The organism is Stenotrophomonas sp. YJH_SMC_43 (genome assembly GCF_059372535.1).
Map to the genome: position 1 here is coordinate 993,230 of NZ_JCAFVQ010000001.1, position 15,671 is coordinate 1,008,900.

The following is a 15,671-nucleotide window of genomic DNA, read 5'->3' on the forward strand; positions in this document are numbered from 1 at the left end:
ATCGGCTATCATCGGCATGTGAACCTGTCTGGCCTGCTGCTGCGATGGATGTTGCTTGTCGCCCTGGTGCTGAATGCACCGGCGCTGGCGCTCGCCGCGTCTTCGTACAGCGGCCCGGCCAGCCAGGACCATTGCGCTGCACCGCATTCGGCGGCCATGGCCGGATGCTGCGACGATGCAGCATCAACGGTCTGCCAGAGCAATGAGTGCGAATGCCCGCCGGCCAGCCTCGGCATGCTGGCCTCCCTGAGCGGAACGCCCGCCTTGCCATGGCGTGAGGCGCCTTTGCCAGCCAGCGCCCAGCAACGCGCACCGCCGCCGTTGCCGGACCCATTACGGCCTCCCATCGTGTGATTCCCTGCAGGCCTCAAGTGCCTGCCATAGCTGCTCGACTCATTCTCGACTCTGCCTGTGCCTTCGATGCGCAGGCAGCGGGCCGCGTTGCCCGCATCTGCAAAGGAATCAACACCATGAACCGTTCTCTCTCCCTCGGCCTGCTGCTGGGCACCGTGCTGGCCACCACCGCCTGCGCGCGTGCCGCTGAAGAATCCGCCGCCACGCCGGTTGCCAGCGACGCCCCTGCGGCACCGATCATGGCCGGTCCGTCGCAGGTGGATCCTGCACTGCCCATCGCCATCGTGCACAAGACTGCCAGCTGTGGCTGCTGCGGCATCTGGGTCGATCACCTGAAGGCCGAAGGCTTCCAGGTGGATGTGCGCGACACCGACGACATGAACCCGATCAAGGTCCGCCTGGGTGTACCGGTCGGCAAGGCCTCCTGCCACACCGCCGAGATCGGTGGTTACGTGGTTGAAGGCCACATCCCGGCCGAGGACATCAAGCGACTGCTGGCCGAGCGACCGGCGGTGCGCGGGCTTGTGCTGCCCGGAATGCCGGCCGGTTCGCCGGGCATGGAAATGCCGGATGGCTACGTGCAGCCGTATACCGTCGAGCTGGTGCGCACCGACGGCAGCACCGAGCCGTTTGCCCAGCACGGGCAGGGTGGCTGATGGTCGCAGGTGCCGGTCGCCCTGACCGGCACCTTCCCACGTGTCCTGTGTAGAGCCGAGCCCACGCTCGGCTGTTTTCTTCCGGCAAGCCGAGCGTAGGCTCGGCTCTACAGGATCAGCGGTGTGCCGCAGATTCCTTGGCCAACTGCGCGTCGAACGTCTTCTCGGCCGCATCCGCGTAGGCGCTGCAGGTCAGTGCCTTGGCGCCGGCCTTGCTGCCGGCGGCATAGTTCCAGTTGCTGGCGCCAGGGTGCGGGGTCAGCAGCAGGTCGCAGGGCAGGCCACGCACGGTGGTGAAGCTGCGCTTGTAGTCCTCGATCAGGCGCGGATAACGTGGATTGCCCTTCAACTGATACCCCGGTGCACTCAGGCTGTCGGCGTAGGCGATGCGCACCGGCTTGCCGTCGCGCGTATCGGTCCAGGTCCAGGCGGTGCTGCCCGGGGTGTGCCCCGGCATGAAGTGCGCGGTGAATGCGATGCCGCCCACCGTGACCACTTCGCCATCCATGATGATGCGGTCGGCGCTGGTGGGCGGATAGGTGATGCCGTCGCCAAAGTGCAGGTCGTTGCTGCCGCCGCGCGCCAGCAGCACCGCTGATTCGGCATTGGCCACCACGTGCGCGCCGGTGCGACGCTTGAGCTCGGCCACCGGGCCGGCGTGGTCGGCATGCGCATGGCTGAGCAGGATCAGTCGCAGGTCCTGCGGGGCCACGCCGCGCACCTTCATGTTGTCCAGCAGGTGGCCGGCCATCTGTGGCATGCCGCCGTCCAGCAGCACTGCGCCCTCGGCGGTCTGCACCAGCAGCGCGGTCAGGTTTTCGGTACCGATCTGCCAGGTGTGGTCGGCGATCTGCAGCGGTGCCATCGGCTGCAGCCAGGAGGTGTCCACGGTGTAGGCCCGCAGCTGCGGCAGTGGTGCGTCGGCGGCACTGGCGTGCGCGACCGGAACAGCAGCGGCCAGGGCGAAGGCGAGCAGGGAACAACGCATGGTTCACGTCCGTTTGAAGGAGGCCCAGAAACTAGCATGGGCCCCCTTCATCGCGTCTCGCATAGATTTCATGGCTCCCATAAGGGCGCCATGGATCAGTACCGGTACTGCCACCCCAGCGTCAGCACCCGGCCGCGGCCGGAGAAATAGCTCGGATTCGACGGCGTGGTCTGCGAGTAGTAGCTGATGTACTGCTTGTCCGCCAGGTTCTGCACGCCCAGCGTGAAGGCGTGCTTGTCCAGCGTATAGCGCGCGACCAGATCCAGAGTGGTGTAACCCTTGAACTCCGCCACCTGCGCGCCACGCAGGTCGAAATCACGGTCGAAGGCATGGCTGGCCTGCAGGCGCGTGCTGAGCTGCGGCGTCCAGCTCTGTTCCCAGAACGCGGTCAGCCGGTTCGGTGCGATGTTCACGCCGGCGAGGTCGCTGTCGAGACGACCGTCGACGTCGGCGTCGTAGCGGCCGTTGGCGCGCGCATAGCCCAGGCCAAGCCGGCTGTCGCCCAACCGCAGGCGCAGGTTGCTTTCAAAGCCTTCCACGCGGGTGGCCTGGCGCTGCACCGCATAGGCATCGATGCCCGGATCGTAGATCAGTACCGAGCCGAGCTTGGATTCGGAGGTGTAGTAGGCGATGTCGCCGCTGAAGCGGCCATCGTCGTACTCCAGGCCAATCTCGCGGTTGTCCGACACCACCGGTGACAGGTCGATTAGGCTGTCCACGCGTTGTCCGTCGCGGTTGATCGCGCGCAGCACGCGGCCGACGTCGGCCACGGTGTAGCCTTCCGAATACGAGGCGTAGGCGTTGAGGCGATCGTTGATGTACCAGACCGCGCCGAAGTTGGGCAGGGTCTCGCTCATGGTCGGCTTGCCGCCAGCCACCTTGCGAGCGCCGTAGCGGGGCAGGGTGGTGTAGTCACCCACGTCCAGCTCGCCCTTCTCGTAACGCAGGCCGCCGGACAGCATCAGGTGATCGGTCGGCCACCAGTGCAGCTGCAGCAGCGGTGACAGGCTCTGGTAGGTGGTCTGCGGCACCCAGTTCATGCCACTGGCCAGCAGCACCTGGTGGGTGCGGTCGCGCAGGCCGTCCAGGCCCAGGGTCACGTCCAGCGTGGTGTCGGCGACGCGGGTCCAGCTCTGGGTCAGCTTGAAGCCGCGCTTGTCCGATTCGTTCTGGGTCTGGTCCCAGGCGGCGTTGGCGCCGGTGTTGCCCCACGGGTCCCACTGGCTGGCACCGTAGCGGCCTTCGAAATCCACCGCGAAGGCCTGCGCCTGGAAACGGCCACCGAGCAGGTCGGCGGCGCTGTAGTCCACCGTCAGCGAACGCGAGCGGTTCATCGGCGGATCGAGTGGCGTATCGCCGGGGACCGAAATGGTCGGGCGACCGGTCCGATAGTCACCGTTGATGGCCAGGTAGTTGTCCATCCCGCGCAGTTCGTAGCGGTTGGCCATGACCTGCAGGCGATGGCCCTCGGCAATGTTCCAGCCCAGCTTGGCGAACACGTTCGATGAGGTCGAGTCCATCAGCTCGCCCTGCGCGTTGGTGCCGATCGATCGGCCCTCGCCGTCGTGGTACAGGCCCTGCTTCTCATAGGCCAGGCCAGCCACCAGGTCGAACTGCTCGCCGCGCACGCCCACCAGGGCCGAGCCGCGCTGGCCATTGTCGTCGTGGCGGCTGGGCAGGGCAGCGCTGTAGCTGACGTTGGTGTCGAGCAGGAACGCGCCCGGCTCACTGGGCGCACTGCGGGTGATGATGTTGACGATGCCGCCGGTGCCGCCGATGCCCTGCAGCGCGTTGGCGCCGTGGATGACCTCGATGCGTTCGATCATCGCCGGGTCGATGGTGTGCGAATCACGCGAGCCATCGCGCAGCGGCGTGGACTGCGGCACGCCGTCGACCATGTACAGGATGCTGCGGCCACGCAGGGTTTCGCCGTAGTTGGACATCTTTTCGCGCGCCGGGGCAAATGCCGGGATCTGTGACGACAGCACCCGCGACACATCCGAACCCAGCGCCAGCTGCTGGGCGATGTCCTCGCGGGTCAGCACCGTGATGGTATTGGGCATGGCGGTCTCGCCCTGCGGCATGCGCGCGGTCGAGGCCGAGACCGTAACGCGGGCCAGCGACGTCGTCGTGGCGGATGACGGCGCCGATGATGCGGCCCGGGCCGGGGTGCGCGGCTTCGCCGGCGCTGGCGCGGCACTCACCACGAACACACCCGGCGAACGTTCCTGCATCGCCAGGCCTTGCCCGGCCAGCAGCCGCTGCAGGGCCTCATGCGGGGTGTAGCGGCCATCAACAGCCGGGGCGCTGCGGCCGCTCACGCTGTCGGCGGCGAACAACAGCTGGATGCCACTCTGCCGCGCCAGCGAGTTGAGCGAAGCCTGCAACGGGCCGGCCGGCAGGTGCAGCTCGATGGGCGCTGACGCAGCGGTCTGCGCCGTGGCGGGCAGGGCCGCACACAGGCAGGCAGCGAGCAGGGTGGGGGCCAGCCGGCGCAGAGCGGCAGGCGGAACAGGGCGGGTCATGCGGGGGTCCTTCGGAAGGGTTCAAGCACTTGCCGGATGGGACGGCGCGCAACCCACCCTCGGTGTGGCATTCAATCGCGGGCGCGCAGATGCAGGCTGCCATCGGTGCCGGCATGCACCTGCACCGGCAGGATCTCGGGCAGCAGCGCGAGTACGGTCTCGGCGCGGTCGGCATCGAAGACGCCCGACACCTGCAGGGGCCCCAGCGCTGGGTCGTCCAGCACGATGGGACGGTCGTGATAGCGCTGCAGGATGCACAGGACCTCGCTCAGTGGCATGCGGTCGAACTGCAGGCGTCCGGTGGTCCAGTCCGCCTGCTCTGGATCGATGGCTTCCGGAGGTGACAGCGAACCGCGCTGGGCCAGCAGGCGCTGCCCTGGCTTCAGCCGCTGTTCGCTGCCGCCCTCGTCGACGCGCACGCCGACCTCGCCGCGCCACAGTGTCACTTCGCTCAGTTCCCCCTGGCGGTCGACGTCGAACACCGTGCCGTAATTGCGCACGTGGACCGGGCCGGCATCCACCCCGAAGCGTCGCCAGGCCGAGTGCTGCACCTCGAAGCGTGCCCGCCCTTGTTCCAGCAGCACCTGCCGGGAGCGCAGATGGCGGCGCACCTGCACGCGGGTGCCTGCGTCCAGCTGTACCCGACTGCCGTCGACCAGGACGAGTTCACGGCGTTCGCCCACGCCGGTCTGGTAATCGCGGACCTGCCAGGCCGGGTCGGCCACGAGCACGGCGCCGGCCAGCACCAGCAACACGGGCAGTACCCGCTTCGCGCCGCCACCCCGGCGGCGCAGCGTTTCCGGGTCGGGCAGCGGAAAGCGTTGCTTCAGGGCGTCCCGATGCTGGTCCAGGATCTGGTCGGTGCTGGGGACTTCGGGTGGCGGCGGTGGTGCAGGTGCATCGCTCATTGCAGCGTGCCCTGCTGGCGGCAATCGGCCATGGCCAGCCGCAGGTGACGCTCCACCGCCTTCAGGCCGATGCCCATGCGCTGCGCGACGTCGGCCTGCGGCAGCGCGTGGATCTTGTGCAGGATGAAGACCTGCCGGCGCCGGCAGGGCATGCGCTCGATGGTCGCGCTCAGGCGCTGCAACGCCTGCTGTCCCTGCGCCTGCTGCTCGGGGCCTGGGCGTGGGCAGGCGTCATCGGGCAGTTCGGCACGCGACTCCACCCAGTGCCGGCGCAGATCCTCGGCGCGGCAGCGGTCCACCGCCGCATCGTGGGCGATGCGCCGCAGCAGTGCGATGGGTTGCCGTGCATCGTAGGCGGCGGGGCGTTCCAGCAGCCGCACGCAGACGTCGTGCACCACTTCACGGGCCAGCCCTGGCGACCGGAAACGGCAGCGCAGGTACTCCACCAGTTCCTCGTAGTGGCGCACCAGCGAGGACACCAGCGGCAGCGCAGGAGGGTGTGGGGAAGGTAGTTGGGACATCCGGACCGGAAGCAGGGGCAAGGGGCGGGCACGGGGAGGGCATCCCTGCGCGATGACGCAATACTAATGGGAACCGTTCTCGTTTGCTATGTGGTTCGGGGATCGGGATTGTTCGGCGAGGCTGGAAAGTGAAACCACGATCATCGGCTGGAGCGCAGAATCGGCCGCGGCTAGCCTGCCAGCAGGCTCAAGGAGATGGACCATGCACGTGCTTCTGGTAATGGTGGGTGGGGTGCTGTTGTTGGGGGTGTTCCTGCTCTTCGGGCGGCTGTGGAGCGTAGGCCAGTCACAGCTGCCCACGGCCCTGATCGCGTTCATCGCCACCTGGCTGCTGGTGACGGTGGCCAACATGTGGGTGGGCGTGAGCAAGGCCGGCTACGCCGTCCGGGAGGAGCTGCCGATCCTGCTGCTGGTGTTCGCGGTGCCGGCCTTGCTGGCCGGTCTGCTGTACTGGCGCCTGGCGCGCTGAAGGACGGCCATGAGCACACGACTGCGACTGCCTGCCCTGCGCCAGCGCGATGGCCACCACGCCCGCGTGACCTACGAAGAGCTGTTCTTCGACCTCGTCTACGTGTTTGCGGTTACCCAGCTCAGCCACCATCTGCTGCATCACCTGGATCTGGTCGGGGTGATGCAGACCCTGGTGCTGTGGTTCGCGGTCTGGCTGGGCTGGCAGTACGCCTGCTGGGTCAGCAACTGGTTCGATCCGGAGACGCCACGCATCCGCAGCCTGCTGTTCGTCACCATGCTGCTGGCGTTGCTGATGTCCTCGTCCATTCCCGAGGCCTTCGCTGAACGCGCCTGGGTCTTCGCGGGGGCCTACGCCACCATGCAGGTCGGGCGCACGGTGTTCGTGCTGCTGGAGGTCGGGCGCAACCATCCGCTGGCGCCCAATTTCCGCCGCATGCTGGCGTGGGTGAGCGTGTCGGCCTGCTTCTGGCTGGCAGGCGCTGCTGCCGAGGGCAACCTGCGCCTGGCCTTGTGGGCGGTGGCGGTGGCCTGCGAGTACATCTCGCCGATGTTCGGCTTCGCGTTTCCGGGGTTGGGCCGTTCGCACACCCGCGAGTGGACCATCGAAGGCGGGCACCTGGCCGAACGTTGCCAGTTGTTCGTCATCGTCGCGCTGGGTGAAACGTTGCTGGCCACTGGCGGCGTGCTCAGCGAGGTCGAGCACTGGAGCGGCGATGTGGTCTCGGCGGTGCTGGCCACCTTCGCCGGCACCATCGCCATGTGGTGGCTGTATTTCGGCATTTCCAGCCGCGATGCCACCGCGGCGATCACCCATTCCGAGGACCCCGGGCGGATGGGGGCCAACTTCCACTACGTGCATGCGCTGCTGATCGCCGGCATCATCGCCACCGCGGTCGGCAACGATCTGGTCATGGACCATCCTGGCGCGGCGGTGACCCCGGTCTACGCTACGGTGCTGGTTGCCGGGCCGTTGATCTACCTGCTTGGCAGCGCCTTGTACAAGCGCATTGTGTACGGGCGCGCCCCGTATTCGCATCTGGTCGGTGCAGTGGCGTTGGTCGTGTTGGGCGTGGTTTTGCCGCACACCCATCTGCTGGCCGCTGGCTGGCTGACCAGCGCGGTGCTGCTGGCGGTGGGCTTGATGGATACGCAGTTGAAGCGTCGCCTGCGGCGCGCATGATCCGCACGCGCCGTTGCCGCATTATCGACGAGGGAGAGCAGGATGCAGGGCGAAGCGCGCGGAACCTTTGAAGTGAAGCTGCTGCCGATCGGTGGCAACGACGGCCCGATCGGGGTGATGTCGATCGATAAGGTCTTCCATGGTGATCTGCGGGGCAGCAGTGTCGGCCAGATGCTGGCCTTCCGCAGCCCGGTGCAGGGCTCGGCGGGCTATGTGGCGATGGAACGGGTAACGGCCACGCTGGCTGGGCGTCAGGGCGCTTTTACCTTGCAGCACAACGGTCTGATGGCCCGGGGAACGCCGGAGCTGAGCGTGGTGGTGGTGCCCGATTCGGGCAGTGAAGGGCTGCTCGGCTTGAGCGGAATCCTGGAAATCACCATCAGCGACGGTCGCCATGACTACAGGCTGGAGTACGCGCTGCCCGATCCGGAATAGAACGAGGCATCGCTCAGCCTGCGCTGCCCTGCAGGCGGTCATACATCCGCACCAGGTCCACCAGGGTGCGCGCGCCCATCTTGCGCATCACCTGTGCGCGGCGCACCTTCACCGTGATCTCGCTGACGCCGAGGTCGCCGGCGATCTGCTTGTTGAGGCGTCCGCGTACCACGCCGTCGACCACCTCGCGCTCGCCGGCATTGAGGGTATCCCAGCGCAGCTGCAGCGCGCCGAGTGCCTCGCCGTCGCGGCGCCGCTGGCGGTCGATCTCGATGCCCTTGTGGATGGCATCCAGCAGTTCCTGGTCGCGGAAGGGTTTGGTCAGGAACTCGATGGCGCCGTCCTTGATCGCGTTGACGCCCATCGCAATGTCGCCGTGGCCGGTGATGAACACCACCGGCAGCTGCAGACCGTGACTGCCCATCGTGCGATGGAATTCAAGCCCACTCTGGCCGGGCATGCGCACGTCCAGCACCAGGCAGGCCGGCGCATCTTCCAGTTCGTGTTCGAGGAAGGCCTGGGTGGAAGTGAACGCCCGCACCTGCAGGCCCATTGAGGCCAGCAGGTCTTCCAGTGCGGCGCGCACCGACGGATCGTCGTCGACTACATAGACGATGGGTGCTGGGTCGATGGCAGGGGCAACGGGCTTACGCATGTTGAACGTCCGTGGCGATGGGCAGGTCGAAGACGAAACAGGCGCCGCCGCCTGCTGGCCGTTCGGCGCGGATCTGGCCGTCGTTGGCCTCGATCATCGAACGGCTCAGGCTGAGGCCCAGGCCGAGGCCGTTCGACTTGGTGGTCCAGAATGCATCGAACACGCGGTCGGGCTGCTCTGCCGGCAGGCCGATACCACGATCGCGCACGCTCAGGCTGACGTGGCCGTGCCCATCATGCGCGGTCAGCAGCGACAGCCTGCGCTCGCCCGTGGGCGTACCGGCCATCGCGTCGACGGCGTTGAGGATGAGGTTGCCGATCACCTGCTGCACCTGCACGCGATCGGCATGGGCAGGGGGCAGGTCACTGCCCAGCACCAGCGCGACCGTCACACCATGCTGCTCCAGTTCGCTGTGCGACAGCGCCAGCATTTCCTCCACGGCCTGGTTGAGGTCGAAGGCCTGGCGCTCAGGTGCAGCGCCCTGGGTCAGGCCGCGGATGCGGGCGATCACGTCACTGGCACGATGGGCGTCGGCGACGATGCGGGCGATGGTCTGACGTGCCTTGTCCAGGTTCGGTGGATCCTGGGCCAACCAGCGCTGGCTGGCCTCGGCGCTGCTGGCGATGGCCGCCAACGGCTGATTCACTTCATGCGCGATGGAGGTGGTCAGCTCGCCGACGGTGGAGGCGCGGGCAACCCGCAGCAGGCGGGCCTGCGCATCCTGCACCGCGGCCTTGGCCGCTTCCATCTTCAATGCCAGATACGTGGTGATGCCGATCACCAGCATGCCGATCGCTGAATTGACCAGGCCGATGCGGTAGGTGCCGAAGCGGGTCAGGAAGAAACTGAGGCCGGTCAACGCGATGCAGACCGCGGCAAGCAGGATGAGACCGCGTGCGGGCAGGCGCCGTGACGCCGCCAGGATGACGGCAGCGTAGAAGCAGGCGGCGGCAACGGCGTAGTCGGTAACCGTATCGACCAGGAAGATGGCCGCCATCACGATGATCAGGGCCAGCACGACCAGGGGGCGGCGGGGCGACAGCGATGGCATCGGGATGGCTCCCTGGCGTGGGTGGAAAGGATAGCAAAGCGCTGTTCGGTAGATGCCGACCTTGGTCGGCATGGGTTGTGCGCGGTCATGGTGCCTGACGGATTGTGCCGACCGGTCGGCACCTACCAAGGCGGTGCACGGTAGCGCCGGGCCATGCCCGGCGGGATGCGTCCATCAGCGGCCGGCACTACTCCTCCAGGCTGGCGTTCCAGAACCCCTGCAGTACACCCGGCGTGGCCGCCAACGTCGCCAGCACGGCATCCAGTTCGCCGCCATCGACCGTGGTGGCGTACAGCACAGCTTCGATCTCGACATCGCGCTCGCCGAATGGCCGCTGGTCCACCGCGCGCACCGGGTACTGCGCCTGCTCAAGCAGCAGCAACAACCGGTCCAGTACCTCGGCCTGCTGCTCGCGCTGGCAGACCACGTTGATCGCATAGGTCGCCTCGCTGAACGCTTCCGGCAGCGGCTGCCGCTGGATGCGGTTCACCACCGGCCGCAGCAGGGTGTTGGCGGCCAGCACGAACACTGCCGCCAGCACCGCCTCGGGCAGCAGCTTGATACCGGCACACGCACCTACCGCCGCCGAGCCCCACAGGGTGGCGGCGGTGTTCAGGCCGGACACCTGGGCGCCGTCCTTCATGATCGCACCGGCGCCGAGGAAGCCGACGCCGGAGATCACATAGGCCACCACATGCAGCGGCGAGGGTGGACCGCCGTACAGGTCATGGAAGCGCACCGCCAGATCGACGAACACTGCCGCGCCCACCGCTACCAGCGTATTGGTGCGCAGGCCGGCGGTGCGTTGGCGCAGCTGCCGCTCCAGGCCGATGACCGTGCCCAGCACGAACGCCACCGACAGGCTGATCAGCGAGCTCAGGGTCGCGCCGGCGTTGAAGGCCGGCAGGTTGGGATTGATGTCCATTGTGTTTCTCCCTGGACAAGCGGCGGGCGTTTACTGCCACCCGTACCGGCGGATGTAGAACTTCTTCAGCGCGGTGGTCAGCACCGCATAGCCGAACAGGATCGCCACCAGGAACGGCCAGTAGCCAGCCGGCAGCGCCTGCAGCTTGAAGTAACCGGCCAACGGGCTCATCGGCAGGGCCACGCCGATGGACATGATCAGGCCGGTCATCAGCAGCAGTGGCGGCGCGGCGATGCTCTGCAGGAACGGTACCTTCGGCGTGCGGATCATGTGCACGATCAGGGTCTGGGTCAGCAGGCCGACCACGAACCAGCCGGACTGGAACAGGCTCTGGTCGCCGGCGGTGCGCGCATCGAACACGTACCACATCAGCGCGAAGCAGGTCAGGTCGAAGATCGAGCTGATCGGCCCGAAGAACACCATGAAGCGGCCGATGTCCGCCGGGTTCCACTTCAGCGGCCTGCGTACCAGTTCCTCGTCCACGTTGTCGAACGGAATGGCGATCTGCGAGATGTCGTACAGCAGGTTCTGCACCAGCAGCTGCAGCGGCAGCATCGGCAGGAACGGCAGGAAGGCGGAGGCCACCAGCACCGAGAACACATTGCCGAAGTTGGAACTGGCGGTCATGCGGATGTACTTCAGCATGTTGTTGAACGTGCGCCGGCCCTGGATGACACCTTCCTCCAGCACCATCAGGTTCTTTTCCAGCAGGATGATGTCAGCCGCCTCCTTGGCGATGTCCACGGCACTGTCCACGCTGATGCCGATGTCGGCCGCACGCAGTGCCGGGGCATCGTTGATGCCGTCACCGAGGAAGCCGACCACCTTGCCTTGGGCGCGCAGCTCGCGTACCAGCCGTTCCTTGTGCAGCGGCGTCAGCCGGGCGAACACGCGGTGGTGGTGCAGTGCCCGTGACAATGCGCCATCATCCATGCGCTCGATCTGCGGGCCGGTCAGGATGGTGTCGGCGTCCAGCCCCACCTGCGCGCAGACGCGGGCGGTCACCAGTTCGTTGTCGCCGGTGAACACCTTGACCTCCACGCCATGCGCGGCCAGCGCCTGCAGCGCCTGCGCTGCCGATTCCTTCGGCGGGTCCAGGAAGGCGACGTAGCCGACCAGGGTCAGGCCACATTCGTCGGCCTGCGAATAGGTGGTCTGGCTGGCGGCGGTCTCTTTCATCGCCACCGCCACCACGCGCAGGCCCTGTTCGTTCAGCTCTTCGGTGGTCTGCCGCACGCGGGCCAGGCGATGTTCATCCAGCGGCATGTCCTGGCCGTTCTCGCGCACGGTGCTGCACACCGCCAGCATTTCTTCCACCGCGCCCTTGCAGATCAGCTCATGATGGTCCTCGCGCTCGGACACCACCACCGACATGCGGCGGCGCTCGAAGTCGAACGGGATCTCATCCACCTTGTGGTAGTCCTGCGACAGCCGCAGCGAGCTTTGCAGCTCCACGTGCTCCAGCACCGCACGGTCCAGCAGGTTGATCAGCCCGGTCTGGAAGTGGCTGTTGAGATAGGCGAACTTCAGCACGTCTTCCGAATCGTGGCCGAACACATCGGTATGACGCTCCAGCGCGATCCTGTCCTGGGTGAGGGTGCCGGTCTTGTCGGTGCACAGCACTTCCATCGCGCCGAAGTTCTGGATTGCATCCAGGCGCTTGACGATCACCTTGCGCCGCGACAGCAGCACCGCACCCTTGGCCAGGGTGGAGGTAACGATCATCGGCAGCATTTCCGGCGTCAGGCCCACTGCCACCGACAGTGCGAACAGGAACGCCTCGGTCCAGTCGCCCTTGGTCCAGCCGTTGATCAGCAGCACGAACGGCACCATCACCAGCGCGAAGCGGATCAGCAGCCAGCTGACACTGTTGACGCCGGCCTGGAATGCGGTCGGCGCGCGGTCAGTGGCGGTGCTGCGCAGGGCCAGCGTGCCGAAATAGGTGCGGTTGCCGGTGGCCAGCACAACGGCGGTGGCAGTGCCGGACACCACATTGGTGCCCATGAACAGCAGGTTGTGCTGTTCCAGCAGGCCAGCCAGGCCGTCGCCCGGGTGCGCGAACTTCTCCACCGGCAGCGACTCGCCGGTCATCGCGGCCTGTGCCACGAACAGGTCCTTGGCAGTCAGCACGCGGCAGTCGGCCGGAATCATGTCGCCGGCCGACAGCACGATGTGGTCGCCGGGCACCAGTTCGCGGATCGGCAGGTCCAGCAGGCGCGCCGGGCGCCGGCTGTGCAGGTGCGCACCGAAGTACTGGTCGGCCACATCGGCGGCCTCGGTACCGGGATTGCGGCGCAGCACGCGCGCGGTATTGCCGACCAACGCCTTCAGCCGCTCGGCTGCACGGTTCGAGCGGCCCTCCTGCACGAAGCGGATCAGCGTGGACAGCAGCACCATCGCACCGATCACCATGGTGGCCTTGATGTCCTCGGTCAGCCAGGACACCGCCGCCAGCACGGTCAGCAGCAGGTTGAACGGATTGCGGTAGCACTGCCAAAGGTGCCGCCACCACGGCAGCGGCTTTTCGTGATCCACCTCGTTGGGGCCGAGCGTCGCCAGCCGTTCCTCGGCCTCATGCGGGCTGAGGCCATCGGCATGCGACCCCAGCGTGGCCAGCAGCTCGGCTTCCTCCTGCTGGGCCAGGGTGACCAGGCCGGTGGTGAGCGCGAACGGTGCCGCGTCGGCGCTGCCCGGGCCAAACCCGGCCTCGGGCATCGCACGGCGGCGGAACAGGTTGCCTGCGCGACGGCTGCGCAGGAAGGCATTGAACCAGGCGTTGAGCAGGCTCATGGGACTCTCCTCGAATGTCAGAGCCGGCCGGGGCCGGAACACGAACGGAACGGATGCAACCGATCAGGCGTGGCGCATCGCCAGCACCGCCGGCGACCACGGCTGCATGTGCAGGCGCTGGCTGCCGCCGATGCACAGCGGCTTCATCGCATCACGCAGCGGATAGGGCAGATGACGCAGCACGGTGATGCGCTCGCTGATCGGCAGCAGCGACAAGGCGTCGGCCACCACGCGTGGCGAACCGAGTGACAGCGAACGGGCAAACATCACGGGGCCGTGCTGCAGCAGCTGGCTGCGCAGCGCGGCAACATCGCGCTCGCCGATCAGGCGGCGCAGGGTGATGTAGAGGATCTTGTAGGACATGGGGCGATCTCCAGGCAAGCGGCGCCTGGCGGTCCCCCGTCACTCAGGCAGGCAGGGACCGGCGGGCAGGCGCCAGGAACAGGCAACAAGCGGTCATCCGGGGCGCGGTGCGCCCGGCAGGGTCGGGGTCCATCTGCGTCTCCATGAGGGGAGGGTGCCGGCCAGGATTGCCCTGGCCAGTGGCGCTATTGTCCGCCCCTGAATGGGACGGGCCTAGAGGCTCGTGGGTTAGCCCGGCTATACCTTGGTATAGCCGGCATGCGCAGCGTCAGTCGAGGGCTCAATGATGGATCAATGCGAAGCGCTGGTCTGCTTGCACACGTCGTACTCGCCACGGCTCAGCGTCTTGTTGCGGTCGGTGTCGCAGGCGTGCAGTCGTTCGGCCCAGTCCGGCGCGACGGCATCCACCTCGGACAGCGTGACGATGCCGTCCTTGTCCTTGTCCAGCGATTCGTAGGCAGGGATGAGCTTCACTTCGGTCACGTCCTCGGCGGCGGTGGCCTGGCTGGCCTCCTGGGGATTGGAACAGGCGCCCAGCAGCAGGCCCGCAGATAGCGAGAGAGCGATGGGAAGGCAGCGATAACCGGTCATGGCGTGCTCCTGGGGAAAGGGCGAACCACCGGTGCGGTGGTCACCGCCGGATCTTCTGCGCGGAGCTGTAAGCGGGCTGCGAAGAATGGGGCCGTGGACCGTTGCCGGTGGGTCGCCATTCACCTGGCCGCGCAGCAGCGATTGCGCGGAGTCGACGCTACCCTCGAACGGTGGGATGCCGGCCAGCGGCCGGCACCACCATCTGCTCAGAAACGGTCGGCAAAGGCGTCCGTCGCCCGCACCAGCGCATCCACCGTGGCCGGCTCGTTCGCGCTGTGGCCGGAGGTCACCATCTCCAGCCGGGCTTCCGGCCAGGCCTTGGCCAGATCCCACGCACTGCGCGGCGGGCAGATGATGTCGTAGCGCCCCTGCACGATCACGCAGGGCAGGTGGCGGATGCGATCGATATCGCGCAGCAGCTGGTCCGGCTCCAGGAAGATGCTGTTGCGGAAGTAATGCGCTTCAATGCGGGCCTTTGCCAATGTGTCCAGCGGGTCGTCGGTGGATTGCGCATCCACGTCGTGCTGCAGGGTGGCGGCGTTGTCTTCCCAGCCCAGCCAAGCCTGCGCGGCTTCGATGCGGGTCGCTTCATCCGGGCCATCCATGCGCGTCCAGTAGGCCGCGATCATGTCGCCACGCTCGGCTTCCGGGATGTAGGCCTCATAGCGTTCCCAGCGTTCCGGGAAGATCCAGCGCGCACCGCCGTTGGCCTCGGCGAACCAGCGGTTCTCCATCTCGCGGCCGAGGAACACGCCACGCACGATCAGGCCGGTGGCGCGTTCGGGATGCGCCTGCGCATAGGCCAGCGACAGCGTCGAACCCCATGAGCCGCCGTAGACCAGCCAACGCTCGATGCCCAGGTGCTCACGCACCTTCTCGATATCGGCCACCAGATCCTGCGTGGTGTTGTCGCGCAGTTCGCCGAACGGTGTGGAGCGGCCGCTGCCGCGCTGGTCGATCAGCACGATGCGGTACCGCGCCGGATCGAAGAAGCGGCGGTGGGTGGGCGAGATGCCAGCACCCGGGCCGCCGTGCAGGTACACCACCGGAATGCCCTCTGGCGTGCCGCACTCTTCGATGTGCAGCGTGTGCAGATCGCTCACCTTCAGGGTGAACTCGCGGTACGGCTCGATGGCGGGGTATAGGGTTCGCACGGCGGACGTCTCACAAGCAGGGGCGGCCAGCATAGCGCCCCCGCCTGCTGCCTGCAGCGTCGTGCTCCTGCGCGGCGCTGGAAATGCGCTGGCCGATGCGCATA

Annotated in this window: 16 protein-coding genes; 5 read left to right on the forward strand and 11 right to left on the reverse strand. The window is 67.2% G+C overall.

The window, feature by feature from the left end:
* Positions 1 to 18 precede the first annotated feature (18 nt).
* Positions 19 to 354: a hypothetical protein gene (locus tag AC5QAH_RS04645; RefSeq protein ID WP_082587817.1), complete on the forward strand. Its 336-nt coding sequence runs from the start codon at positions 19 to 21 to the stop codon at positions 352 to 354.
* Between the two features lie 116 nt (positions 355 to 470).
* Positions 471 to 1,010 carry a DUF411 domain-containing protein gene (locus tag AC5QAH_RS04650; RefSeq protein ID WP_100051404.1) on the forward strand — a complete coding sequence of 180 codons (540 nt, stop codon included), beginning with the start codon at positions 471 to 473 and terminating at the stop codon, positions 1,008 to 1,010.
* Between the two features lie 115 nt (positions 1,011 to 1,125).
* On the opposite strand, the gene blaL1 is transcribed toward AC5QAH_RS04650, so the two are convergent.
* The 4 genes from blaL1 to AC5QAH_RS04670 form a co-directional block, all read right to left on the reverse strand.
* Positions 1,126 to 1,998, reverse strand: coding sequence for a L1 family subclass B3 metallo-beta-lactamase (blaL1, locus tag AC5QAH_RS04655; protein WP_197653952.1), 873 nt, complete (start codon positions 1,996 to 1,998; stop codon positions 1,126 to 1,128).
* A gap of 95 nt (positions 1,999 to 2,093) precedes the next feature.
* Entirely contained in the window at positions 2,094 to 4,523 is a 2,430-nt protein-coding gene (locus tag AC5QAH_RS04660) for a TonB-dependent receptor domain-containing protein (protein WP_099559551.1), read from the reverse strand.
* Between the two features lie 71 nt (positions 4,524 to 4,594).
* On the reverse strand, positions 4,595 to 5,431 hold the full coding sequence (locus AC5QAH_RS04665) for a FecR domain-containing protein (protein ID WP_049481050.1): 837 nt from the start codon (positions 5,429 to 5,431) through the stop codon (positions 4,595 to 4,597).
* Positions 5,428 to 5,952 (reverse strand): RNA polymerase sigma factor, encoded by a 525-nt coding sequence (locus tag AC5QAH_RS04670; RefSeq protein ID WP_049455150.1) that lies wholly within the window; start codon positions 5,950 to 5,952, stop codon positions 5,428 to 5,430. Before AC5QAH_RS04670 ends, AC5QAH_RS04665 begins: the two co-directional genes overlap by 4 nt.
* Positions 5,953 to 6,154: 202 nt before the next feature.
* Between AC5QAH_RS04670 and AC5QAH_RS04675 the strand changes: the two genes are divergently transcribed.
* Genes AC5QAH_RS04675 through AC5QAH_RS04685 form a run of 3 tightly spaced genes read left to right on the forward strand, consistent with a single transcriptional unit; the run spans position 6,155 to position 8,038 of the window.
* Positions 6,155 to 6,421, forward strand: coding sequence for a hypothetical protein (locus tag AC5QAH_RS04675; protein ID WP_010485461.1), 267 nt, complete (start codon positions 6,155 to 6,157; stop codon positions 6,419 to 6,421).
* Between the two features lie 9 nt (positions 6,422 to 6,430).
* On the forward strand, positions 6,431 to 7,603 hold the full coding sequence (locus AC5QAH_RS04680; RefSeq protein ID WP_478407067.1) for a low temperature requirement protein A: 1,173 nt from the start codon (positions 6,431 to 6,433) through the stop codon (positions 7,601 to 7,603).
* Between the two features lie 42 nt (positions 7,604 to 7,645).
* The gene (locus AC5QAH_RS04685; protein WP_100445859.1) at positions 7,646 to 8,038 is read left to right on the forward strand and encodes a DUF3224 domain-containing protein; all 393 of its coding nucleotides are present in this window, start codon (positions 7,646 to 7,648) and stop codon (positions 8,036 to 8,038) included.
* A gap of 13 nt (positions 8,039 to 8,051) precedes the next feature.
* On the opposite strand, the gene AC5QAH_RS04690 is transcribed toward AC5QAH_RS04685, so the two are convergent.
* The 7 genes from AC5QAH_RS04690 to pip all read right to left on the reverse strand — a co-directional run bounded on the left by AC5QAH_RS04690 (position 8,052) and on the right by pip (position 15,567).
* Positions 8,052 to 8,693, reverse strand: coding sequence for a response regulator transcription factor (locus AC5QAH_RS04690; protein WP_049409567.1), 642 nt, complete (start codon positions 8,691 to 8,693; stop codon positions 8,052 to 8,054).
* On the reverse strand, positions 8,686 to 9,744 hold the full coding sequence (locus tag AC5QAH_RS04695; protein ID WP_461295575.1) for a sensor histidine kinase: 1,059 nt from the start codon (positions 9,742 to 9,744) through the stop codon (positions 8,686 to 8,688). Before AC5QAH_RS04695 ends, AC5QAH_RS04690 begins: the two co-directional genes overlap by 8 nt.
* Before the next feature lie 187 nt (positions 9,745 to 9,931).
* Entirely contained in the window at positions 9,932 to 10,669 is a 738-nt protein-coding gene (locus AC5QAH_RS04700) for an MgtC/SapB family protein (RefSeq protein WP_019337229.1), read from the reverse strand.
* 30 nt (positions 10,670 to 10,699) lie between these two features.
* Positions 10,700 to 13,459 (reverse strand): magnesium-translocating P-type ATPase, encoded by a 2,760-nt coding sequence (mgtA, locus tag AC5QAH_RS04705; RefSeq protein ID WP_100445851.1) that lies wholly within the window; start codon positions 13,457 to 13,459, stop codon positions 10,700 to 10,702.
* 63 nt (positions 13,460 to 13,522) lie between these two features.
* Positions 13,523 to 13,822, reverse strand: coding sequence for a hypothetical protein (locus AC5QAH_RS04710; RefSeq protein ID WP_005413574.1), 300 nt, complete (start codon positions 13,820 to 13,822; stop codon positions 13,523 to 13,525).
* Between the two features lie 291 nt (positions 13,823 to 14,113).
* Positions 14,114 to 14,413, reverse strand: a complete 300-nt coding sequence (locus AC5QAH_RS04715) for an EF-hand domain-containing protein (protein WP_317614381.1) — start codon at positions 14,411 to 14,413, stop codon at positions 14,114 to 14,116.
* 206 nt (positions 14,414 to 14,619) lie between these two features.
* Positions 14,620 to 15,567, reverse strand: coding sequence for a prolyl aminopeptidase (pip, locus tag AC5QAH_RS04720; RefSeq protein ID WP_053443106.1), 948 nt, complete (start codon positions 15,565 to 15,567; stop codon positions 14,620 to 14,622).
* Positions 15,568 to 15,671: the final 104 nt, after the last annotated feature.